The 21,681-nt window shown below is 64.5% G+C and carries 20 protein-coding genes; 12 read left to right on the forward strand and 8 right to left on the reverse strand.

What is annotated here, in order from left to right; translation table 11 throughout:
• Positions 1 to 12: 12 nt before the first annotated feature.
• Positions 13 to 885: a cation diffusion facilitator family transporter gene (locus MKK04_RS23225; RefSeq protein ID WP_272493152.1), complete on the forward strand. Its 873-nt coding sequence runs from the start codon at positions 13 to 15 to the stop codon at positions 883 to 885.
• 130 nt (positions 886 to 1,015) lie between these two features.
• On the opposite strand, the gene MKK04_RS23230 is transcribed toward MKK04_RS23225, so the two are convergent.
• Positions 1,016 to 1,801 (reverse strand): DUF6515 family protein, encoded by a 786-nt coding sequence (locus MKK04_RS23230; protein WP_241106019.1) that lies wholly within the window; start codon positions 1,799 to 1,801, stop codon positions 1,016 to 1,018.
• 395 nt (positions 1,802 to 2,196) lie between these two features.
• Between MKK04_RS23230 and MKK04_RS23235 the strand changes: the two genes are divergently transcribed.
• Positions 2,197 to 2,673 carry an Lrp/AsnC family transcriptional regulator gene (locus MKK04_RS23235; RefSeq protein WP_003249795.1) on the forward strand — a complete coding sequence of 159 codons (477 nt, stop codon included), beginning with the start codon at positions 2,197 to 2,199 and terminating at the stop codon, positions 2,671 to 2,673.
• 54 nt (positions 2,674 to 2,727) lie between these two features.
• Complete coding sequence (locus MKK04_RS23240; protein ID WP_013974331.1) at positions 2,728 to 2,931, forward strand: DUF2788 domain-containing protein; 204 nt, start codon at positions 2,728 to 2,730, stop codon at positions 2,929 to 2,931.
• 113 nt (positions 2,932 to 3,044) lie between these two features.
• On the opposite strand, the gene MKK04_RS23245 is transcribed toward MKK04_RS23240, so the two are convergent.
• From MKK04_RS23245 to MKK04_RS23260, 4 genes are all read right to left on the reverse strand, one after another.
• Positions 3,045 to 3,677, reverse strand: a complete 633-nt coding sequence (locus MKK04_RS23245) for a pseudouridine synthase (protein ID WP_233687365.1) — start codon at positions 3,675 to 3,677, stop codon at positions 3,045 to 3,047.
• 6 nt (positions 3,678 to 3,683) lie between these two features.
• The gene (amn, locus tag MKK04_RS23250) at positions 3,684 to 5,147 is read right to left on the reverse strand and encodes an AMP nucleosidase (protein ID WP_063911834.1); all 1,464 of its coding nucleotides are present in this window, start codon (positions 5,145 to 5,147) and stop codon (positions 3,684 to 3,686) included.
• A 177-nt stretch (positions 5,148 to 5,324) separates the two neighbouring features.
• A complete protein-coding gene (locus MKK04_RS23255; protein ID WP_241106020.1) occupies positions 5,325 to 6,977 on the reverse strand; it encodes an acyl-CoA dehydrogenase family protein in 1,653 nt (550 codons plus the stop codon).
• Between the two features lie 249 nt (positions 6,978 to 7,226).
• The gene (locus MKK04_RS23260; RefSeq protein ID WP_241106021.1) at positions 7,227 to 9,215 is read right to left on the reverse strand and encodes a sensor histidine kinase; all 1,989 of its coding nucleotides are present in this window, start codon (positions 9,213 to 9,215) and stop codon (positions 7,227 to 7,229) included.
• Positions 9,216 to 9,480: 265 nt separating this feature from the next.
• Between MKK04_RS23260 and MKK04_RS23265 the strand changes: the two genes are divergently transcribed.
• The 4 genes from MKK04_RS23265 (at position 9,481) to MKK04_RS23280 (ending at position 13,018) form a co-directional block, all read left to right on the forward strand.
• A complete protein-coding gene (locus MKK04_RS23265; protein ID WP_207834276.1) occupies positions 9,481 to 10,278 on the forward strand; it encodes a hydroxymethylpyrimidine/phosphomethylpyrimidine kinase in 798 nt (265 codons plus the stop codon).
• A 13-nt stretch (positions 10,279 to 10,291) separates the two neighbouring features.
• Positions 10,292 to 10,915 (forward strand): thiamine phosphate synthase, encoded by a 624-nt coding sequence (thiE, locus tag MKK04_RS23270; protein ID WP_207834275.1) that lies wholly within the window; start codon positions 10,292 to 10,294, stop codon positions 10,913 to 10,915.
• 16 nt (positions 10,916 to 10,931) lie between these two features.
• Complete coding sequence (gene hemL, locus MKK04_RS23275) at positions 10,932 to 12,215, forward strand: glutamate-1-semialdehyde 2,1-aminomutase (RefSeq protein ID WP_063911840.1); 1,284 nt, start codon at positions 10,932 to 10,934, stop codon at positions 12,213 to 12,215.
• A gap of 257 nt (positions 12,216 to 12,472) precedes the next feature.
• Positions 12,473 to 13,018, forward strand: coding sequence for a tetratricopeptide repeat protein (locus tag MKK04_RS23280; RefSeq protein WP_063911841.1), 546 nt, complete (start codon positions 12,473 to 12,475; stop codon positions 13,016 to 13,018).
• Between the two features lie 3 nt (positions 13,019 to 13,021).
• On the opposite strand, the gene MKK04_RS23285 is transcribed toward MKK04_RS23280, so the two are convergent.
• Positions 13,022 to 13,348 carry a DUF1820 family protein gene (locus MKK04_RS23285; RefSeq protein ID WP_207834274.1) on the reverse strand — a complete coding sequence of 109 codons (327 nt, stop codon included), beginning with the start codon at positions 13,346 to 13,348 and terminating at the stop codon, positions 13,022 to 13,024.
• Between the two features lie 251 nt (positions 13,349 to 13,599).
• On the opposite strand from MKK04_RS23285, the gene MKK04_RS23290 reads away from it, so the two are divergent.
• The 4 genes from MKK04_RS23290 to lnt are packed head-to-tail and all read left to right on the forward strand — an operon-like array spanning position 13,600 to position 17,455.
• On the forward strand, positions 13,600 to 14,598 hold the full coding sequence (locus MKK04_RS23290) for a PhoH family protein (protein WP_013974342.1): 999 nt from the start codon (positions 13,600 to 13,602) through the stop codon (positions 14,596 to 14,598).
• Positions 14,591 to 15,064 (forward strand): rRNA maturation RNase YbeY, encoded by a 474-nt coding sequence (gene ybeY / locus MKK04_RS23295; RefSeq protein WP_133975639.1) that lies wholly within the window; start codon positions 14,591 to 14,593, stop codon positions 15,062 to 15,064. Before MKK04_RS23290 ends, ybeY begins: the two co-directional genes overlap by 8 nt.
• A 25-nt stretch (positions 15,065 to 15,089) precedes the next feature.
• Positions 15,090 to 15,929: an HlyC/CorC family transporter gene (locus MKK04_RS23300; RefSeq protein WP_003257584.1), complete on the forward strand. Its 840-nt coding sequence runs from the start codon at positions 15,090 to 15,092 to the stop codon at positions 15,927 to 15,929.
• A gap of 8 nt (positions 15,930 to 15,937) precedes the next feature.
• A complete protein-coding gene (lnt, locus tag MKK04_RS23305) occupies positions 15,938 to 17,455 on the forward strand; it encodes an apolipoprotein N-acyltransferase (protein WP_207834273.1) in 1,518 nt (505 codons plus the stop codon).
• A 129-nt stretch (positions 17,456 to 17,584) separates the two neighbouring features.
• Here lnt and MKK04_RS23310 read toward each other — a convergent pair whose 3' ends face one another.
• Positions 17,585 to 18,346 (reverse strand): YdcF family protein, encoded by a 762-nt coding sequence (locus tag MKK04_RS23310; protein WP_233687362.1) that lies wholly within the window; start codon positions 18,344 to 18,346, stop codon positions 17,585 to 17,587.
• Positions 18,347 to 18,482: 136 nt separating this feature from the next.
• Positions 18,483 to 18,797 (reverse strand): hypothetical protein, encoded by a 315-nt coding sequence (locus MKK04_RS23315; RefSeq protein WP_207834270.1) that lies wholly within the window; start codon positions 18,795 to 18,797, stop codon positions 18,483 to 18,485.
• Positions 18,798 to 19,024: 227 nt separating this feature from the next.
• Between MKK04_RS23315 and leuS the strand changes: the two genes are divergently transcribed.
• Positions 19,025 to 21,631: a leucine--tRNA ligase gene (leuS, locus tag MKK04_RS23320; RefSeq protein ID WP_063911847.1), complete on the forward strand. Its 2,607-nt coding sequence runs from the start codon at positions 19,025 to 19,027 to the stop codon at positions 21,629 to 21,631.
• The last annotated feature ends 50 nt before the right edge of the window (positions 21,632 to 21,681 follow it).

Here is a 21,681-nt window from a genome sequence, read left to right on the forward strand (position 1 = left end):
CATTGACCACGGATGATGACCACCCCGGCTGAACACCAGCGCCTGCTGCGCCTGGCCACCCGCGCATCACTGGCGGTGGCCAGCATCCTGGTCCTGAGCAAGGCGCTGGCCTGGTGGCTGAGCGGCTCGATCAGCCTGCTGGCAGGGCTGACCGACTCGGCACTGGATGCCGTTGCCTCGTTCCTCAACCTGCTCGCCGTGCACTACGCCCTGCGCCCGGCCGACGACGACCACCGTTTCGGTCATGGCAAGGCCGAAGCCCTGGCCGGTATGGCGCAGGCGCTGTTCATCGGGGTCAGTGCGGTGCTGATCGGGGTGCAGGCGGTGGAACGCCTGCACACCCCGCAACCCTTGGGCGATACCGCCATAGGTATCGCGGTAATGCTGCTGTCGCTGGTGCTGACCCTTGCCCTGCTGGCACTGCAACACAAGGTCATCCGCCTGACCGGCTCCACGGCGGTGCGGGCCGACTCCCTGCACTACCGCTCGGACCTGCTGCTTAACGGCAGCATCCTGCTGGCCCTGCTGCTGGCACGCTTTGGCTGGCCGCAGCTGGATGCGCTGTTCGGCCTGGGCATTGCCGTCTACATCCTCTGGAGCGCGCTGCAGATCGCCCGGGAGAGTACGGCCATCCTGATGGACCAGGAACTGCCCGGCGATGTTGGCGAGGACATGGCTACGCTGGTGCTGGCCATTCCCGGGGTTGAAGGTGTGCATGACCTGCGTACACGGGTGTCGGGCAACCAGTGGTTCGTGCAGCTGCACCTGGAGATGCCGGGGCAGTTACCGCTGCATGAAGCGCACGCCTTGTGCGTGGAGGCCTCGCGGGTGATCCGCCAGCGTTATCCACAGGCGGATGTGATGGTGCATGCGGATCCGGTGTGAATCAGTGAGCGTAACTGTGGGAGCGGGTTTACCCGCGAACACCGGCACAGCCGGTGCCATGCACCGCGTCGCATTCTTCGCGGGTAAACCCGCTCCCACAGGGCTCTCCGTTGCAGGGACGTGTCCCGCTTCAGTTGATGCTGTAGCCCCGGCCACTGAAGCACGCGCCCAGCGCCCGTCGGTAGTTGTCCGCCACGTTGGCCGGCGGCGCATAAGTCGCCGTTGCCGGGTCGAAGCCTGACTGGTTCACGGCCCAGCGGTGGCACTGATAACGGTCCTGGTCCTGCTGCTCCTGCCCTTGCCCATACATCGGGTAGGCCACCACGTCATACCCACCGCCTACAGGTGCCGGTGCGGCAACCGGCGGGTTGACCACCACGTACTCGCGGCTGTCGGCCAGGTACTGGTAATAGGTATCGGCCACCAGGAAGAACAGCGCCCCGCCCAGCCAGACTTCCCGCGCATAGGGCGGCAGGTAATTGACCCGCACGCCGTAGGGCGGGGCCACCACGACATAACGGTCACCATGGGGGCGGTACCAGTAACCACCGGAGTAGAAGTAATCATCGCCACGGTAGGGCACTTTCCAGTAGCGGTCCGGGAAATGATCGATGGTGTGCCCCGGGCGATACTGCGGCCCCGGCCCCCAGCCATTGCCATGACCGTCCGGGCGCCCCTGCCAGTCACCGCCAGGCCGTTGCCCCGGGCCACCGGCTTCCCAGTAGCGGCTATCACCATGGCGGCGGGGAATATCCTGATAGTAGCCCTGACGCGGCGGCTGGGTCTGCTGCACTTCGTCACGCGAATTGAGCGAGCGCCCTGGCGCCCCCTCGCCCGGCCCTTCGGCCATGGCCCCGAGGCTGATGCTCAACCCCAACACACCAACACCTGCCAACTGCCAGATGCGTGACTTCATGCTGTTCCTCTCGGTAGAAAATACGGCAACCACAGCCAGTCTACCGCGCCCGTAACGCCGGCCAATTAAATTTCCAGCCATGAAAAAAGGGAGGCCACAGGGCCTCCCTTCAGGAATTGTCGTCCGTGCTCGGCACTTGTGGCGCCGGCTCACCTCACACCGTCTTCTGGAAGGTGTGTAGCCCGGGGGCCTGCAGATCCTGTTGGATGGCTGGCCGCGACCGCCCGCCTAGGGCGCGTCGCCGTGGACTGATGTCCGGGCAGTGATTCTGTGGATAAAGATACCGAAGCAGTTGCGGCAGATGATTGCGAAGATTGCTCAGATAAATAGCACTTGCGCAATTTTTCACCCTGGATTGATAATTCACCGCAATCCGAACAGAAAAGGCATAAACCATGAGCAAACTTGACCGCTACGACCTGAGCATCCTCGCCGAATTGCAGCGCGATGCGCGCATTTCCAACCAGGAACTGGCCGAACGCATCGGCCTGTCGCCTTCGCCATGCTCGCGTCGGGTCAAGCAACTGGAGGACGATGGCTACATCTCGCGCCAGGTGGCCTTGCTCGACCGCAAGAAGCTGGGCCTGAGCCTGACGGCCTACGTGCTGATCGGCATGGACCGCCATACTCCGGAGCGTTTCGAAACCTTCGAGGCGGCCATCCGCAACCTGCCACAGGTGCTCGAATGCAGCCTGGTCACCGGCATGGATGCCGACTATCAGCTGAAGGTGGTGGTGCCCGACATGGACCACTACCAGAAACTGCTGCTAGGCAGCCTGACCCGCATTGAAGGCGTCACCAGCGTGCGTTCGAGCTTCGTGCTGAACCAGGTGCTGGCCAGCACCGAGCTGCCATTGACCCACCTGCGTTAATTGCCTGCGCCAGCAGGCGTATAATCGGCCGCTCAACCCGCCTGGAGAACACTGATGGATCCCGCCGTATTCGAAGAGTGGATGATGATCATCCTGGTCACCGTGTTGATCGGTTTCATGGGCTTCATCGTCTGGGACCTGGCGAAAAAGTCCAAGGCGGGGCGGTTCGGGACGCTGATCCTGTTCTTCGTGCTGGGGCTGGGGGTGCTGGCCTTTATCATCAAGAGCGTGGTGGTGGGGTTTCTCGAAGGGGTGTAGAAAATTCAGGGCCATTCGCGGGCACGCCCGCTCCCACAGGTACTGCGCCGCACTTGAGGGCAGTGCAGATCCTGTGGGAGCGGGCGTGCCCGCGAATAGGCCCTTGAACTGGGCTAAAGCTTGGCAGCCACTTCGCGCCAGCAGCCCTGTTCCAACCCGTCCAGCGCCCAGTCGCCAATCCGCACCCGCACCAGGCGCAAGGTCGGCAACCCCACCGCCGCCGTCATTCGCCGCACCTGGCGGTTACGCCCTTCGCGAATCACCAGCTCCAGCCAGCTGGTCGGCACACTCTTGCGAAAACGCACCGGCGGGTTGCGCGGCCACAGTTCGGGCTCTTCCAGGCGCCGCGCCTCGGCCGGCAAGGTCGGCCCGTCGTTCAGCTCCACGCCATCGCGCAAACGCTGCAACTGCTCCTCGCTCGGCTCCCCCTCCACCTGAACCCAGTAAGTCTTGGCCAGCTTGTGCTTCGGGTCGGCAATGCGTGCCTGCAGGCCGCCATCGTTGGTCAGCAGCAACAGGCCTTCACTGTCGCGGTCCAGCCGCCCGGCCGGGTACACACCCGGGATGTCGATGTAGTCCTTGAGCGTCGCGCGCCCGTCACCGTCGCTGAACTGGGTCAGCACGTCGAACGGCTTGTTGAACAGGATCAGGCGCGGCTCGGCCGGTGGCGCCTTGGGCTGGCGACGCGGGCCGGTGGCAGGCCGCGCCTGGGGGCGGCGCGGCTTGTTACGGGGGGGCAGTGACATGGATCCTCAGCGGAACGGCGGCTCATCGAAACTGCGCAGTTTACGCGAGTGCAGCGAGTTGAGCTCGGTGCGCAGCAGGTCGAGGGCGGCAATGCCGATCTTCAAATGCTGGCTGACCGCCCGGTTATAGAAGGCGTTGGCCGAGCCCGGCAGCTTGATCTCGCTGTGCAGCGGCTTGTCGGACACACACAGCAAGGTGCCGTACGGCACGCGCAAACGGTAACCCTGGGCGGCAATGGTGCCGCTTTCCATGTCCACCGCCACGGCACGCGACAGGTTGATCAGCGGCCGTTCCTGGGCCCAGCGCAGCTCCCAGTTGCGGTCGTCGTAGGTCAGCACGGTGCCGGTGCGCAGGCGCTTCTTCAGCTGTTCGCCACGCTCGCCGGTGACCTGCGCGGCGGCTTCCTGCAAGGCCAGCTGCACCTCGGCCAGGGCCGGGATCGGGATGTTCGGCGGCACCACCCGGTCGAGAATGCCGTCACGGCGCATGTAGGCGTGTGCCAGCACATAGTCGCCGATGGTCTGCGACTGCCGCAGGCCGCCGCAGTGGCCGATCATCAGCCAGCAGTGCGGGCGCAGCACGGCCAGGTGGTCGGTGATGTTCTTGGCATTGGACGGGCCGACGCCGATGTTGACCAGCGTGACGCCGTCGCCGTCGGCGGCGATCAGGTGATATGCCGGCATCTGGTAGCGGTGCCAGACCACGCTGGCTACCAGGGCCTGGGTTTCACCGTGGTCCATACCCTTTTCGATCACCACGTTGCCCGGCAGCACCATGCGCACGAAGCGCGGGTCGTCACGCAACTGGTCGAGGCCGTGGCTGATGAACTGGTCGACATAGCGGTGGTAGTTGGTCAGCAGGATCCATGGCTGCACATGGCGCCAGTCGCTGCCGGTGTAGTGCACCAGGCGGCGCAGCGAGAAGTCGACCCGCGCGGCATCGAACAGCGCCAGCGGCAGGGTTTCGGCACTGCCCCAGTCACACAGGCCGTCGGCGATGTTGTCGGTGGCAGCCGACAGATCGGTGCTGGGGAACACCCGCGCCAGTTGCGCGGCGGTGATGCCGCTGCCGGCCAGCTCGTCGCCCTGGTCGACCACGTAGGGGTATGGGATGTTCTGTTCGCTGACGCCAACCTCCACCGTGACGGTGTAGTCATGCATCAGCGGGCGCAGTTGCTCCAGCAGGTAGCCACGGAAAGCAGCCGGCTGGGTGATGGTGACACTGTAGGTACCGGCCACCTGGACCTTGGCGTAGGCCCGCGTGGTGGCGGCGACTTCACCGTGGCTGTAGTAGGTCAGGCGCAGCGCCGGGTAGCGGAACAGGTCACGCTCTTCGGCGTCCGGCTCGGTACGGTCCTTCAGGTAACGCTTGAGGGCCTGGCTAAGGGCCCCGGTGGCCTGTTCATGCAGGGCCGCCAGACGGTCGACGGCCTGTTCGGGGGTATCAACGACTACAAAAGCTTGGCTCACACTGTGCTTCCTGTCTGGACATGCATGTGAACCATCTTGCCTGCCTTCTTGGCTAAATACACCCCCATTGATCGGTGTTGCATCCATTCGCGGGCACGCTCGCTCCCACAGGATCTTCACTGCCCTCAAGTACGGCGCAGTACCTGTGGGAGCGGGCGTGCCCGCGAAAAAGCCAGCTCAGTTCGGCCAGGCTGGCGTAGCCCTGGCCACCAATGCCGCCACATCCACACCCCGCGGCAACGCCCCATAAACGCGCCCCCCACCCGCCAAGCGGCTGTCGATGAACGCATCACTGACCACCGTATTGCCCGCCTCCAGCAACAGCTTGGCCTGCAGCGCCAGGGCAATGTCCTCGGTCAGTTGCCGCGCGCGGTACTGCATGTCGCCGGTATCGGCAAACGCACCCTTGAGGTTGCCGATATGCGCCGCCAAACGCGGGTCCCCATGCCCATCACCCAGCTCGGCGAACAACGCATCGAGCACGCCCGGCTCCTTGGACAAGGCCCGCAGCACATCCAGGCACTGCACATTGCCCGAGCCTTCCCAGGTCGAGTTGACCGGCGCTTCGCGGTACAGCCGTGGCAGGATGCTGTCTTCCACATAACCCGCCCCGCCCAGGCACTCGGCGGCCTCGTTGATCATGGCCGGCGCGCGCTTGCAGATCCAGTACTTGCCCACCGCCGTGACCAGCCGGGCGAAATGCGCCTGCTGCGGGTCGTCCAGCTGTTCCAGCGCCTGCCCCATGCGCAGGCTCAGGGCCAGCGCGGCCTCGCTTTCCAGCGCCAGATCGGCCAGCACGTTTTGCATCAACGGCTGCTCGCTCAGCAGCCGCCCGCCGACCTTGCGGTGTGCGCAGTGGTGGGCCGCCTGGGTCAGTGCCTGGCGCATCAGGGCGCTGGAGCCGACCATGCAGTCGAAGCGGGTCATGGCCACCATTTCGATGATGGTCGGCACGCCCCGCCCTTCTTCCCCGACCATCCACGCCAGGGCGCCGCGGAATTCCACCTCGCTGGAGGCGTTGGAACTGTTGCCCAGCTTGTTCTTCAGGCGCTGGATATAGAACTGGTTGCGGCTGTCGTCGGGGCGGTGACGCGGCAGCAGGAAGCAGCTCAGGCCTTTTTCGGTCTGGGCCAGGGTCAGGAAGGCATCGCACATCGGCGCCGAGCAGAACCACTTGTGCCCGACCAGCTCGTAGGCCTGGCCCGGGCCTGCGGCGCCGACCGGATAAGCCCGGGTAGTGTTGGCACGTACATCGGTGCCACCCTGCTTCTCGGTCATGGCCATACCCAGGGTGACCCCGGCCTTGTGCCGGTCGCCGACGTTACGCGGGTCGTATTCGCAGGCGAGGATTTTCGGCAACCAGTATTCGGCCAGTTCGGGTTGCAGCCGCAGCGCAGGTACGGCAGCGAAGGTCATGGTCAGCGGGCAGCCGGTACCGGCCTCGGCCTGGCTGTGCAGGTAGGTCATCGAAGCCCGCGCTACATGGGCGCCGGGGCGGGGTTCGGCCCACGGTAGCGAAGGCAGGCCATGCTCGACAGCGGTGCGCATCAGTTCGTGGTAGGCCGGGTGGAACTCGACCAGGTCGATGCGGTGGCCGTAGCGGTCATGGCTGCTGAACTCCGGCTTGTGCGCATTGGCCAGGAAACCCGCCTGCATCAGCGGGCCACCGGCCAGGGCCCCGTAGGCATCGATCCGCGACTCGGCCCAACCCGCGCCGAAGCGCCGCGACCACTCCTGTAGCGGCAGGTCGAGGCGGTACAGGTTGGCACCGTCGAGGGGCGGAGGCTGGTTGGTGACTTCGTGGGTTTCAGCGTACTGGTGCAGGTTCATCGGGGGCTCCTGGATCCGGGTAGGCTTGAGAGACCCAGTGAAGCACTCTGTACGAGTCAGTCAAAGTGACATTAATGACTAAACATGTGGTGGGGGGCGCATGTGTTGGGGATGCTGCGGGGCTGAGAGGTGTTCGCCACGACAGTTGCAGCGCCTGTGAGATCGAGCGCCGCGCGGGCGGCGCTCGATCTGATAGGCGCTGAATGTGTGATGGCGAACACCTGTCAGCCCTGACCAAACTCTATGCCTTCAAAGCGACCGCCGCGTCTGCAGTATGTCCGGGGCCATCTGCACCTGCGCAATAGCCATGTTCAAACTCAACTCGAACCGGCTGCCCAACCCCCGCGTCGACTCATGTGACAACTTCGCCCCCAGCAATTCCCCCATCTGCCGGCAAATCGACAACCCAATCCCCAGCCCGCCATAACGCCGGGTCATCGAGCCATCGACCTGGAAAAAGCGCTGATACAGGGTCGACTGGTCCAGGTCATCGAAGCCAATACCGCTGTCGCTGACAATGAAAGTCAGCACCAGGTCATCCAGCCCCGCCCGGCGGCCGCGCACCTGGATCATCACCCCGCCCTGGTGGGTGAACTTCAGCCCGTTGTCCACCAGGCACCCCAGGCAGCGGGCCAGTTTCTGGCCGTCGCCCAGCAGCTCGTCCGGCAAATCGGCGGGGATGTCCAGGCTCAGGTACAAGCCTTTGCCCAAAGCCTGCCCGGCATAACCGGCGCGCAAGCCCTGCAGCAGGGCACGCAGACTGAACGGCGCAGGCTGCGCGCGCAGGCGGCCGGCCTGCAGTTCGGACAGGGTAAGAATGGCATCGACCATGTCCATCATGCCCTGGGCCGACCCCACCGCCGTGCGGTGGTACTGGGCCATTTCGGCCTCCATCGGCAGGGTGTGCATCAGCTCCAGCGAGCCGATCACGCCATTCATCGGCGTGCGCAGCTCATGGGTCACGCAGGCCAGGAATTCGTCTTTCAGCCGGTTGCTCCTGGCCAGTTGCAGGTTCAATTGCTCCAGCGTGCGCCCGGTGTCACGCAAGGTCTGCGCCTGCTGCTCGCGCAAGCTGTTGATACGGTCGGCCAGCGCCAGCGACAGCAAGGCCACCTCCAGCGCCGACCCCAACTGGCTGGCATACATGGTGATGAACACGTTTGGCAGGTAGCCCAGCACCATCAGGGTGTTGACCAGGCCACCGAGCAGGAACGCCGTCCAGGCGATGATGAACCAGCGTGCCACGCGCAAGCCACGCCACCAGGCGTACAGCCCGGCAGCGAAGATGCTCACGGTAAACAGCAACGCCAGCACCGTGGCCATGCGCAGGGCGACGCCGTAGGGCATGCTCACCGCCAGCACCATGACCAGCGCGCCACCCAGCATCAGCAGCTGCAGCAGCCGGTCCAAGCCACGGCTGATGCTGCCCAGTTGCAGGAAATGCCGGGCGAACTGGCACCCGAACAGGCCCGCGGCACCAATGAACAGCGGCGTCGAGGCATTCGCCCACCAGGGGCTGTCCGGCCAGAAGTAGGCCACACCGGCGCCATTCACCGACACCTGGTAAAAGCCGAACGAAGCGATATAGAGGATGTAGTAGAGGTAGCTGACGTCGCGCACGCTGAGGTAGATGAACAGGTTGTACACCAGCATCACCAGCAGCACGCCGTAGATCATCCCCAGCACATACAGGCGCGTGGGCTGCTGCTCCATGTAGGCCTCGGCGGACCACAGCGCCAGCGGCGCCTGCACCGAGCCCTGGCTGTGCAGGCGCAGGTAGGCGGTGGTTACCTGGCCAGGCGGCAGCTGCAACTCGAACAGGTAGTTGTTCTGCCGGATCTGCCGGCTGTCGTAGGGCAAGGCGTCACCGGTGCGCTGGGCCAGACGGTAACTGCCACTGCGGTCGGGCAGGTACAGCTCCAGGTGGTCCAGCGGTGGATAGGCCAGCTCCAGCAGCCATTGCCGTGGGGCAGCGCCGGGCGCGGCGACAGGACGCAGCTCGACCTTGAGCCAGAACACCGAGGTGGAATAACCGGCGTTCAGCACGTCTTCGAGATGGGGGCGAAAGTGCTCGGCGAACCCAGGGGCACTGACCTGGGTGATGCTGGCACTGCCATCGAGGTCTTCATAGACCTGCATGGCCTTGCCAAGCGGAAGATGCCGGGTAGCGTCGTCGAAATCGACGGCTCCGGCCACCATGGGCAGCAAGCCCAGAAGCACAATCAGCAAATAGCGCATACAGCCCCAGCATGGCCTGTCCAGTCGAGTCGCGGTTGCCTCCCATCCGTTTGAGACGACACGATCCGGCAGAACCCGTTAGTAGAGTTATCCGAGCACTCTAGCATAGCTTCGCAACCTGGCAATCGGCCATATCAAAACCAAAGAAAAAGGCTCTAAATCAATACTTTCACGAGCAATAAACAAAAATTTCTGACCGTTCGATCAGTAAAACGCGTTTGTCGGACGATCCGCCCAAACAGGATTGGTGGTAAGCTCGCCGACCATGAATACCTACAGCTCCCGCCCCGTTGTCCTCTGTCTCTCCGGCCACGACCCCAGTGGCGGCGCCGGCCTGCAGGCAGATATCGAAGCCCTGATCGCCCAAGGCTGTCACGCCGCACCCGCAGTGACCGCCCTGACCGTGCAGGATACCGTCAACGTTTCCGACTTCCGCGTGCTTGACCGCGAGTGGGTGCTGGCCCAGGCCAACGCCGTGCTGGCCGACGCCACGGTGGCCGCCGTCAAGCTCGGCATGCTCGGTTCGATCGAGATGGTCGACACCGTCGCCGAACTGCTGGCCGACCACCCGCACCTGCCGCTGGTCTGCGACCCGGTACTGCGTGCAGGTGGTGGTGGCCGCCTGGGCAAGGACGAAGTGGGCTACGCCCTGCGCGAACGCCTGCTGCCGCTGGCGACCATCGCTACGCCGAACCTGCCCGAAGCCCGCATCCTGGCCGAACTGCCCGAAGGCACCGCCGACGAGTGTGCCGAAAAACTGTTGCCGTTCTGTAGACACCTGCTGATTACCGGCGGTCACGGCGACGAAGACGAAATTCACAACCGCCTGTACAGCCGCGATGGCCAGCGCCACACCTGGACCTGCCAGCGCCTGCCGGGCAGCTACCACGGCTCGGGCTGCACCCTGGCCAGTGCCCTGGCCGGCCGCCTGGCCCTCGGCGAGCAGCTGGAAAGCGCCGTGCGCAGCGCTCTGGACTACACCTGGCGCACCCTGCGTGACGCCGAGCAACTGGGCAAGGGCCAGTACGTGCCGCGCCGCCTGCCACTGGATTTCTGCTCCTGACACGAGGCCTCCAATGAAGCTACGCGGTCTGTACGCCATCACCGACAGCCAGCTGCTCGCTGGCCGTTTCCTGTCCCATGTCGAGGCGGCACTGGAAGGCGGCGTGTGCCTGCTGCAGTACCGCGATAAAAGTGACGACGCGGCACGGCGCCTGCGTGAGGCCGAAGGGCTGATGAAGCTCTGCGAGCGCTACGGCACCCAGCTGATCATCAACGACGATGCCGAACTGGCCGCGCGCCTGGGCGTCGGCGTGCACCTGGGCCAGACCGACGGCCCACTGACCCCGGCCCGCGCCCTGCTTGGCCGCCAGGCGATCATCGGCTCCACCTGCCACGCCAGCCTCGAACTGGCTGCCCAGGCTGCCAGCGAAGGTGCCAGCTACGTGGCCTTCGGCCGCTTCTTCAACTCCGTCACCAAGCCCGGCGCCCCCGCTGCCAACATCGAACTGCTGGAGCAGGCTCGCGCCCGGATGAAGCTGCCGATTGCAGTGATCGGCGGCATTACCCTCGACAACGCCGCCCCGCTGGTCGCCCATGGCGCCGACCTGCTGGCGGTGATCCACGGCCTGTTCGGTGCCGACAGCGCGCAGGAAGTCACCCGCCGCGCCCGCGCCTTCAATGCCTTGTTCGCATCCTGATTCGAGAGAACCTTCCATGTCCCGTTCCGAAGCCCTGTTCGCCCAAGCCCAGAAGCACATCCCCGGTGGCGTCAACTCGCCGGTCCGCGCTTTCAAGAGCGTTGGCGGCACGCCGCTGTTCTTCAAGCATGCCGAAGGCGCCTACGTCGTTGACGAGGATGACAAGCGCTACGTCGACTACGTAGGCTCCTGGGGCCCGATGATCCTCGGCCACGGCCACCCGCAGGTACTGGACTCGGTACGCAGGCAGCTGGAGCACGGCCTGTCCTATGGCGCACCGACCGCCATGGAAACCGAAATGGCCGACCTGGTCTGCTCGCTGGTGCCGTCCATGGAGATGGTGCGCATGGTCAGCTCGGGCACCGAGGCCACCATGAGCGCCATCCGCCTGGCCCGTGGCTACACCGGCCGTGACGCCATCATCAAGTTCGAAGGCTGCTACCACGGCCACTCCGACAGCCTGCTGGTAAAAGCCGGCTCCGGCCTGCTGACCCAGGGCGTGCCGAGCTCGGCCGGTGTACCGGCGGACTTCGCCAAGCACACCCTGACCTTGCCGTTCAACGACATCGCCGCCGTCGAGAAAACCCTCGCCGAAGTCGGCCAGACCGTAGCCTGCATCATCGTCGAGCCGGTGGCCGGCAACATGAACTGCGTACCGCCGGCGCCAGGCTTCCTCGAAGGCCTGCGCGAGCAGTGCGACAAGCACGGCGTGGTGTTGATCTTCGACGAAGTGATGACCGGTTTCCGCGTCTCGCTCGGCGGCGCCCAGGGCCACTATGGCATCAAGCCGGACCTGTCGACCTTCGGCAAGATCGTCGGTGGCGGCATGCCGGTCGGCTGCTTCGGCGGCAAGCGTGAAATCATGGGCTGCATCGCCCCGCTCGGCCCGGTCTACCAGGCTGGCACCCTGTCGGGCAACCCGCTGGCCATGGCCGCCGGCCTGACCACCCTGAAGCTGATCAGCCGCCCGGGCTTCCACGCCGAGCTGACCGACTACACCAGCCGCATGCTCGACGGCCTGCAACAGCGCGCCGATGCCGCTGGCGTGCCGTTCGTCACCACCCAGGCTGGTGCCATGTTCGGCCTGTACTTCAGCGGCGCCGACGACATCGTCACCTTCGACGACGTGATGGCCAGCGATGCCGAGCGCTTCAAGCGCTTCTTCCACCTGATGCTCGACGGTGGCGTGTACCTGGCACCGAGTGCGTTCGAGGCGGGCTTCACCTCCATCGCCCATGGCGACAAGGAGCTGCAGATCACCCTGGATGCGGCTGAAAAGGCTTTTGCAGCCCTGAAGTAATGCAGTGTCTGTACCGGCCCTTTCGCGGGTAAACCCGCTCCCACAGGGACTGCGCAACCCTTGAAAGCGGCGCGGTCCCTGTGGGAGCGGGTTCACCCGCGAAGAGGCCGGCACAGGCAATAAATACCCATGCACAATCAGCTGACTTCCCCAACCAAGCAGAAAATCGAGTAAAACTTTGTAAGGTTGGCGCTGCTTATCCCATAATGTGCCACCAGAGACATTGGCCGCAGCTTTGCAGAGGTAAGTCGATCCCCATGAACCGCACCGGCCGCGCCCTGACCCTGGGCTGCCTGTTGCTTCTTCAGCCCCTGCTGGCCCTGGCGGAGGGCGGTAACTCGTTGCTGATTCCGGCGACGGGCCGCTGCACCTTGAATGTCCAGCCTGAAGACCTGGCAAACGCCCTCAAGGCTTGCGAGCAGACGGCAACGACGGGGGATGCCCAGGCACAATTCGAACTGGGCGAGTACTACTACACGCAAACACCGAAAAACCTGAACAAAGCCCTGAACTGGTTCGAAAAGGCCTCGCTGCAAGGCCATGCCGAGGCGCAGTACCGCCTGGGCGCCATGTTCTTCCGTGGCGAAGGGGTCAAGGCCAACAACGTGCAGGCCTACATCCTGCTGAAGATGGCCGCGGTCAACGGCGCCGAAGATGCGCTGGACATGGCCGACGAAGTGACCGAGCAAATGCCCCGCGACGAGCTGGAGCATGCCACCCAGGTGCTCGGCCAGATCTTCCGCAAGTACCTGCTGGAGCTGCAGAACGCCGAAGGGCGCACGCCGTTCTCGCCACTCCCCTGAGGCTTACTTTTCCGGCATCGGCATGGGGAACGGCATCACGTTGCCGCCGCCCTTGGCTTCGCTGATCTTGGCCGTGCCCAGGCGCTCCACCTCGTCGATGCGTACGATCGAGTGCATCGGCACGAAACTGCGGATCACCCCCTCGAACTGGCTCTTGAGCTTCTCCTCGCTCGGGTCCACCAGCAACTGCGAGCGCTCGCCGAACACGAACTCCTCGATTTCCAGGAAACCCCACAGGTCGCTCTGGTAGATCTGCTTGGCATATATCTCGAAGACCTGCCCCTGGTTGAGGAAGATCACTTTATAGATGGCAGGTTCGCGTTTGCTCATGTTCGGCAGGATAAACACATGCGTAAGAAAAGGCGGGCATCATAGCAGTGCCGGCCCCTTCGCGGGTAAACCCGCTTCCACAGGTTCTGCGCAGCCCTCAGGAACAGTGCAATCCCTGTGGCAGCGGGTTTACCCGCGAAGAGGCCGAAACAGGCAGTACATACCGTTGAACGTTTCAGTGCTTTCGCCACTGCCATTCAAGGGTTATTCTTGAGTTCACATCCATTGCCGTCGAGCGGCTAAAAACGACCTTGAACGCACCCATACAACCCCATCGTTTCATCCTCGAACCTTTCGAGGCCCACCGTTTCGCCAACTTGTGCGGCCAGTTCGACGAGCACCTGCGCCTGATCGAACAGCGCCTGGCCATCGAAATCCGCAACCGCGGCAATCAGTTCGAGCTGATCGGCGAACCCAAGACCACCTCCGCTGCCGAACAGCTGCTGCGCCGTCTCTACCGCGAGACCAAGGCCAGCGACCTGTCGCCGGAAACCGTGCACCTGTACCTGCAGGAATCGACCGTCGAGAACATCGACAACCCGGCCGTCAACGAGGTCAGCGTGTCGCTGCGCACGCGCAAGGGCAACATCCGCCCGCGCGGGGTCAACCAGCAACGCTACGTCAAGGAAATCCTGGCCAACGACATCAACTTCGGCATCGGCCCGGCCGGTACCGGCAAGACCTACCTGGCCGTGGCCTGCGCCGTGGACGCGCTGGAGCGCGAACAGGTGCGCCGTATCCTGCTGGTGCGCCCGGCGGTCGAGGCGGGCGAAAAGCTCGGCTTCCTGCCCGGCGACCTGGCCCAGAAGATCGACCCGTACCTGCGCCCGCTGTACGACGCCCTGTACGAAATGCTCGGCTTCGAACACGTGGCCAAGCTGATCGAGCGCCAGGTGATCGAGATCGCCCCGCTGGCCTACATGCGTGGCCGCACGCTGAACAACAGCTTCATCATCCTCGACGAAAGCCAGAACACCACGCTGGAACAGATGAAGATGTTCCTCACCCGCATCGGTTTCGGCTCCACCGCAGTCATCACCGGTGACATCACCCAGGTCGACCTGCCCCGTGGCACCAAGTCGGGCCTGGCGCACGTCATCGAGGTGCTGAAGGACGTTCCGGGGATCAGTTTCACCCATTTCCAACCCAAAGATGTGGTTCGTCACCCACTGGTGCAGCGCATTGTCGAGGCCTACGACCGCTTCGATGCCCGCCAGGCCAAGCCCGAGGCGCCCGGCAAAGATGCTTGAACTCGATATTCAACGGGCCACGGATGCTGCCGCCCCGGATGACACCGCCTTCCGCCGCTGGTGCGAACTGGCCCTGCGCCAGCGCAGCGCCGACTCGGAAATGACCATTCGCCTGGTCGACGAAGCCGAAGGCCGCGAGCTGAACCACACCTACCGGCACAAGGACTACGCGACCAATGTGCTGTCGTTCCCGGCCGACGTACCCGATGACCTGCTCGATATCCCGCTGCTGGGCGACCTGGTGATCTGCGTACCGGTGGTCGAGCGCGAAGCCGCCGAACAAGGCAAGTCGCTGGAAGCGCACTGGGCGCACCTGGTCATCCACGGCTGCCTGCACCTGCTCGGCTACGACCACATCGAGGATGAGGAAGCCGAGGAAATGGAAGGCCTGGAACGGGAATTGCTGGCAGAACTGGGTCACCCCGACCCGTACGCCGACGATGAAACCGACACCCTCACACACTGATACACGAAGGATCACGAGAACCGCCATGAGCGAAGATCGATCGAGCAACGGGCAGAAGTCCTGGCTGGGTAAACTGACCCAGGCTTTTGCCCATGAGCCGAAAAACCGCCAGCAACTCCTGGAGCTGCTGCGCGAAGCCCATCAGAACAAACTGCTGGACAGCGAAGCGCTGACCATCGTCGAAGGCGCCATCCAGGTGGCTGACCTGCAGGTTCGCGACATCATGGTGCCGCGTTCGCAGATGATCAGCATCAAGGCCAGCCAGTCGCCGCGCGAGTTCCTGCCGGCGGTGATCGACGCCGCGCACTCGCGCTATCCGGTGATCGGCGAAAGCCACGACGATGTGCTCGGGATCCTGCTCGCCAAAGACCTGCTGCCGCTGATCCTCAAGGAGAACGGCGACAGCTTCAACATCAAGGACCTGCTGCGCCCGGCCACGTTCGTGCCCGAGTCCAAGCGCCTGAACGTGCTGCTGCGCGAGTTCCGCGCCAACCATAACCACATGGCCATCGTCATTGACGAGTACGGCGGCGTGGCCGGCCTGGTCACCATCGAAGACGTGCTGGAGCAGATCGTCGGTGACATCGAAGACGAGCACGACGTCGAGGAAGACAGCTACATCAAGCCGCTGCCCAGCGGTGACTTCCTGGTCAAGGCACTTACCCCGATCGAGAACTTCAACGAGTTCTTCGACAGCGAATTCTCCGATGACGAGTTCGATACGGTCGGCGGCCTGGTGATGAGCGCCTTCGGTCACCTGCCCAAGCGCAACGAAACCACCGAGATCGGCCCTTACAAGTTCCGTATTCTCAATGCCGACAGCCGGCGGATACACTTGCTGCGCCTGACACCGATCACCCGTTAAGGACAAACATGCGTTGGATCACCCGCCCCGGCTGGCCCGGTAACCTGCTGGCCCTGGCGGCCGGCGCCTCCACTCTGCTGGCCCTGGCGCCGTTCGACATCTGGCCATTGGCCGTGTTGTCCATCGCCCTGCTCTACCTTGGCCTGCGCGAGCTCAGCCCGCGCCAGGCCATGTGGCGTGGCTGGTGGTTCGGCTTCGGCCTGTACGGCGCCGGCACCTGGTGGATCTACGTCAGCATGAACACCTACGGCGGCGCCTCGCCGCTGCTGGCGATCCTGCTGCTGCTGGCGTTCTTCGCCGCCCTGGCCTGGTTCTTCGCCCTGCCCACCTGGCTGTGGGCCCGCTGGTTGCGGCGCAGCGAAGCACCGCTGGCCGACGCCCTGTGCTTCGCCGCCCTGTGGCTGCTGCAAGAGGCCTTCCGCGGCTGGTTCCTGACCGGTTTCCCCTGGCTCTACGCCGGCTACAGCCAGCTGGACGGCCCGCTGGCCGGCCTGGCGCCGCTGGGCGGCGTGTGGCTGATTTCCTTCGCCCTGGCCCTGACCGCCGCCCTGCTGTGCAACCTGCACCGCCTGCGCGCCCGCCCCTCGTTCCTGGCGGTGGGCTGCCTGCTGTTGCTGGCCCCGTGGGTGCTGGGCCTGGTGCTCAAGGGCCATGCCTGGACCAAGCCGGCGGGCGACCCGCTGAAAGTGGCGGCCATCCAGGGCAACGTCGCCCAGGACCTGAAATGGGACCCGGCGCACATCGACGCACAACTGGCGCTGTACCGTGACCTGAGCTTCAGCTCCAGGCCGGTAGACCTGCTGGTGTGGCCGGAAACCGCGGTGCCGGTGCTCAAGGACCAGGCCCAGGGCTATATCGACGTGATGGGCCGGTTCGCCGCCGAACGGCATTCGGCGCTGATCACCGGCGTGCCGGTGCGTGAAGTGGTGCACCACCAGCGCCGCTACTACAACGGTATCACCGTTACCGGTGAAGGCGATGGCACCTACCTCAAGCAGAAGCTGGTGCCGTTTGGCGAGTATGTGCCGCTACAGGACATGCTGCGTGGCGCTATCGAGTTCTTCAACCTGCCCATGTCGGACTTCGCTCGCGGGCCGGAAGATCAGCCGCTGCTGCAGGCCAAGGGCTACCAGATTGCGCCGTACATCTGCTACGAAGTGGTCTACCCCGAGTTCGCCGCTGGCCTGGCGGCCCGCAGCGACCTGCTGCTGACCATCAGCAACGACACCTGGTTCGGCACATCGATCGGCCCGTTGCAGCACCTGCAGATGGCACAGATGCGCGCGCTGGAAGCCGGTCGCTGGATGATCCGCGCCACCAACAATGGCGTGACTGCGCTGATCGACCCGTTTGGCCGCATTACCACGCAGGTACCGCAGTTCCAGCAGGCGGTGCTGTATGGTGAGGTGGTGCCGATGCAGAACCTGACGCCTTACCTGCAATGGCGTTCGTGGCCGCTGGCGATTGTCTGTGCGCTGTTGCTGGGTTGGGCATTGCTGGCCGGACGCATTGCCAAGACCGTCTGATGATGCCGCCTGTACCGGCCTCTTCGCGGGTAAACCCGCTCCCACAGGTCCTCCACCATTCTCGACGCCTGCGGGAATCCTGTGGGAGCGGGTTTACCCGCGAAGAGGCCGGTACAGGCAACACAAGGCTCAATAAAGCAACCGATACCCCACCAACCCCGCCACTTCATTGAGCAATTGCCCGCTCTGCCACATCGCCCGGCTCTCCGGCAGCAACCCGCCAAACGGCCGTGCATGATCGCGCCCGAGGAACCCGACCGGCGCCGGCACCACCTCGAACCCCGCCTGCTCGAAGCTCCAGCGTGAGCGCTGCATGTGCCAGGCCTGGGTCACCACGACCACCCGGCGAATCCCCAGCGGCTGCAGCACCTTGGCCGTAAGCCGGGCATTCTCCCAGGTCGTGCGGCTGCCCTCTTCCTGCCACTTCACCTCGACGCCGAAATCTTCACGCAGGCGATCGCCCATCAACCGTGCCTCGCTCGGCGGCGTGCCATAGTGCAAGCCGCCGCTGGTCAGCACCGGCAAGCCCGAAGCCTTGGCCAGCCGCGCGGCAAAGCGCATGCGCTCCAGTGCCGTGGCAGTGGGCTGGTCACCGCCACCCCAGGCCGGGTCACCCCGCTCACGCCCGGCGCCCAGTACCACGATGGCATCCGCCCGGCTTGCCAGACCAGCCCAATCGCTTACCGCCAGCGGCGTTTCCGTCTCCAGCACTCGGGCGGTTTCCTGCACCACCAGCGGCAGGCTCATCAACCACAGGCCACCAAGGCCCACGGCAAAGCACAGCGCTGCCAGCCTGGGCCGGCGGCGGCGCAGCCACCACGCCACAAGCAGCAGCAGGAACAGGACACCTGGCGGCATCAACCATTGTTTGACGAAGAATCGGATCGGCATTGGCCACACCTCCTTGGCAGGCGTGCAGCCTAGAAGGATCGACGCCGGTCAACAAGGGTGCGGCCGGCGCCGATCGTGAGCTGTGCAAATTTTGAAGAACCGGCGCGCGATAGCCTGCGCCTGGCGTCCTGAACGGCTAGCGGTGTGGCAGCGTCCTGGATCTCGCCGTGCTGGCGGGGCGTTTCTTGTCCTTGAGCCAGATGATCCTGGCCGATGTCGGCTCCGCTTGTGGGTAACTGCCGACACAGGCATGGTGGCGCTCCGGAAGGGAATCCAGGTAGGCCTTGATCAGTTCGAACTCTGCGTGGCTCAGGCCACGCAACTCCAGCTCGGCTGGCATTTCGTCGCGCAATCGCACCGAGGTCCTGGCCACTTCCAGCGCCAGGCCAAGCCGGTCGATCAGGCGTTCGTATAGCTCCGGTTTGATTACGGGTAGCTGCGTCTCTCCCATCCGTTCACCTCATTGAAGATAAGAACATCTCCCCCCACACCTGAGCTTAGCGTCGTTGCAAAAAGCAGCCGTGTGCCGCGACCAGCGGGCATTCGCAACGAAGGTTTCCCACGATGCGCAGCGCTGCTGTATGCTACGGCGTTCACTCTAAACGACACCGGAGTGCCGGTCGCAGCGAGGTTCCGCTGCCTGGAACAAGGTCTCTTCTCTCTCAGCAAAAAGTAGCCATGCACGAACAATACACGCCCCGTGATATCGAAGCCGCCGCCCAGAACTTCTGGGACGAGCAACAATCGTTCGCTGTTACCGAGCAGCCAGGCAAGGACACCTACTACTGCCTGTCGATGTTCCCGTACCCGAGCGGCAAGCTACACATGGGCCACGTGCGCAACTACACCATCGGTGACGTGATTGCCCGCTACCAGCGCATGCTGGGCAAGAACGTCCTGCAGCCGATGGGCTGGGACGCTTTCGGCATGCCCGCGGAAAACGCGGCGATGAAGAACAACGTCGCCCCGGCCAAGTGGACGTACGAAAACATCGACTACATGAAGACCCAGCTCAAGAGCCTGGGCCTGGCCATCGACTGGGCACGTGAAGTCACCACCTGCAAGCCCGACTACTACCGTTGGGAGCAGTGGCTGTTCACCCGCCTGTTCGAGAAAGGCATCATCTACCGCAAGAACGGTACCGTGAACTGGGACCCGGCGGATCAGACCGTACTGGCCAACGAGCAGGTCATCGACGGCCGTGGCTGGCGTTCGGGCGCGCTGATCGAGAAGCGCGAAATCCCGATGTACTACTTCCGCATTACCGACTACGCCGACGAGCTGCTGGAAAGCCTCGACGAGCTGCCGGGCTGGCCTGAGCAGGTCAAGACCATGCAGCGCAACTGGATCGGCAAGTCGCGCGGCATGGAAGTGCAGTTCCCGTACGACCTGGCCAGCATCGGCCACGAAGGCACCCTCAAGGTCTTCACCACCCGTCCCGACACACTGATGGGCGCCACCTACGTCGCCGTCGCCGCCGAGCACCCGCTGGCCACTCAGGCCGCCCAGGGCAACCCGGCGCTGCAGGCGTTCATCGACGAGTGCAAGAGCGGCAGCGTTGCCGAAGCCGACATGGCCACCCAGGAGAAGAAGGGCATGGCCACTTCCCTGCTGGTCGAGCACCCGCTGACCGGCGAGAAGCTGCCGGTGTGGGTCGCCAACTACGTGCTGATGCACTACGGCGATGGCGCCGTAATGGCCGTGCCCGCCCACGACGAGCGCGACTTCGAGTTCGCCCACAAGTACAACCTGCCGGTCAAGGCCGTGGTGCGCACCAGCGCTGGCGATGAAGTCGGCAGCGAGTGGCTGGCCGCCTATGGCGAGCACGGCCAACTGATCAACTCCGGCGAGTTCGACGGCCTGGACTTCGCCGGTGCCTTCGACGCCATCGAAGCCGCCCTGATCCGCAAGGAGCTGGGCAAATCGCGTACCCAGTTCCGCCTGCGCGACTGGGGTATCAGCCGCCAGCGCTACTGGGGCTGCCCGATCCCGATCATCCACTGCCCGTCCTGCGGCGACGTACCGGTGCCGGAAGACCAGTTGCCGGTCACCCTGCCTGAGAACGTGGTGCCGGACGGTGCCGGTTCGCCGCTGGCGCGCATGCCTGAATTCTACGAGTGCAGCTGCCCGAAATGCGGCACCGCGGCCAAGCGCGAAACCGACACCATGGACACTTTCGTCGAGTCGTCCTGGTACTTCGCCCGCTACGCCTCGCCGAACTACGAAGGTGGCATGGTCGACCCGAAAGCGGCCAACCACTGGCTGCCGGTCGACCAGTACATCGGCGGTATCGAACACGCCATCCTGCACCTGTTGTACGCGCGCTTCTTCCACAAGCTGATGCGTGACGAAGGCCTGGTTACCTCGAACGAACCGTTCAAGAACCTGCTGACCCAAGGCATGGTGGTCGCCGAGACCTACTACCGTGTGGCCAGCAACGGCGGCAAGGACTGGTTCAACCCGGCCGATGTCGAGGTCGAGCGCGATGCCAAGGCCAAGATCATTGGCGCCCGCCTGAAGACCGACGGCCTGCCGGTGGAAATCGGTGGCACCGAAAAGATGTCGAAGTCGAAGAACAACGGCGTCGACCCGCAATCGATGATCGACCAGTACGGCGCCGACACCTGCCGCCTGTTCATGATGTTCGCCTCGCCGCCCGACATGAGCCTGGAATGGTCCGACTCCGGCGTCGAAGGTGCCAGCCGCTTCCTGCGCCGCGTCTGGCGCCTGGCCCAGGCCCATGTGGCCCAGGGCCTGCCGGGCAAGCTGGATGTCGCCGCCCTGGACGACGCGCAGAAGGTCATCCGCCGCGCCATCCACGCTGCCATCAAGCAGGCCAGCACCGACGTCGGCCAGTTCCACAAGTTCAACACCGCCATCGCCCAGGTGATGACCGTGATGAACGTGCTGGAAAAGGCCCCGCAGGCCACTGAACAGGACCGCGCCCTGCTGCAGGAAGGCCTCGAGGCCGTCACCCTGCTGCTGGCACCGATCACCCCGCACATCTCCCACGAGCTGTGGCAACAGCTGGGCCACCAGCAGGCCGTCATCGACGCCAGCTGGCCAGCCGTCGACGAGGCAGCCCTGGTACAGGACACCGTCACCCTGGTGGTGCAGGTCAACGGCAAGCTGCGTGGCCAGGTCGAGATGCCGGCCGCCGCCAGCCGCGAAGAAATCGAAGCCGCCGCGCGCAGCAACGAGAACGTCCTGCGCTTCATCGATGGCCTGACCATCCGCAAGGTCATCGTGGTACCGGGCAAGCTGGTCAACATCGTCGCCAACTGATGGCAACGCCCGCCCGCAGCCACTGCGGGCGGGCGGAACAGGCCCACAAG

Source organism: Pseudomonas sp. LS.1a (assembly GCF_022533585.1).
In the GTDB taxonomy this organism is placed as follows: Bacteria; Pseudomonadota; Gammaproteobacteria; order Pseudomonadales; family Pseudomonadaceae; genus Aquipseudomonas.

Excerpts from the sequence above, each read along its gene's own strand:
- leuS (WP_063911847.1), top strand. The coding sequence starts at position 19,025 with ATGCACGAACAATACACGCCCCGTGATATCGAAGCCGCCGCCCAGAAC.
- MKK04_RS23240 (WP_013974331.1), top strand. The coding sequence starts at position 2,728 with ATGGATCCCGCCGTATTCGAAGAGTGGATGATGATCATCCTGGTCACC.
- MKK04_RS23315 (WP_207834270.1), bottom strand. The coding sequence starts at position 18,797 with ATGGGAGAGACGCAGCTACCCGTAATCAAACCGGAGCTATACGAACGC.
- MKK04_RS23260 (WP_241106021.1), bottom strand. The coding sequence starts at position 9,215 with ATGCGCTATTTGCTGATTGTGCTTCTGGGCTTGCTGCCCATGGTGGCC.
- MKK04_RS23245 (WP_233687365.1), bottom strand. The coding sequence starts at position 3,677 with ATGTCACTGCCCCCCCGTAACAAGCCGCGCCGCCCCCAGGCGCGGCCT.
- MKK04_RS23280 (WP_063911841.1), top strand. The coding sequence starts at position 12,473 with ATGAACCGCACCGGCCGCGCCCTGACCCTGGGCTGCCTGTTGCTTCTT.
- MKK04_RS23230 (WP_241106019.1), bottom strand. The coding sequence starts at position 1,801 with ATGAAGTCACGCATCTGGCAGTTGGCAGGTGTTGGTGTGTTGGGGTTG.
- MKK04_RS23225 (WP_272493152.1), top strand. The coding sequence starts at position 13 with ATGATGACCACCCCGGCTGAACACCAGCGCCTGCTGCGCCTGGCCACC.
- MKK04_RS23310 (WP_233687362.1), bottom strand. The coding sequence starts at position 18,346 with ATGCCGATCCGATTCTTCGTCAAACAATGGTTGATGCCGCCAGGTGTC.
- MKK04_RS23285 (WP_207834274.1), bottom strand. The coding sequence starts at position 13,348 with ATGAGCAAACGCGAACCTGCCATCTATAAAGTGATCTTCCTCAACCAG.
- MKK04_RS23265 (WP_207834276.1), top strand. The coding sequence starts at position 9,481 with ATGAATACCTACAGCTCCCGCCCCGTTGTCCTCTGTCTCTCCGGCCAC.
- MKK04_RS23235 (WP_003249795.1), top strand. The coding sequence starts at position 2,197 with ATGAGCAAACTTGACCGCTACGACCTGAGCATCCTCGCCGAATTGCAG.
- MKK04_RS23255 (WP_241106020.1), bottom strand. The coding sequence starts at position 6,977 with ATGAACCTGCACCAGTACGCTGAAACCCACGAAGTCACCAACCAGCCT.
- hemL (WP_063911840.1), top strand. The coding sequence starts at position 10,932 with ATGTCCCGTTCCGAAGCCCTGTTCGCCCAAGCCCAGAAGCACATCCCC.
- ybeY (WP_133975639.1), top strand. The coding sequence starts at position 14,591 with ATGCTTGAACTCGATATTCAACGGGCCACGGATGCTGCCGCCCCGGAT.
- MKK04_RS23300 (WP_003257584.1), top strand. The coding sequence starts at position 15,090 with ATGAGCGAAGATCGATCGAGCAACGGGCAGAAGTCCTGGCTGGGTAAA.
- lnt (WP_207834273.1), top strand. The coding sequence starts at position 15,938 with ATGCGTTGGATCACCCGCCCCGGCTGGCCCGGTAACCTGCTGGCCCTG.
- thiE (WP_207834275.1), top strand. The coding sequence starts at position 10,292 with ATGAAGCTACGCGGTCTGTACGCCATCACCGACAGCCAGCTGCTCGCT.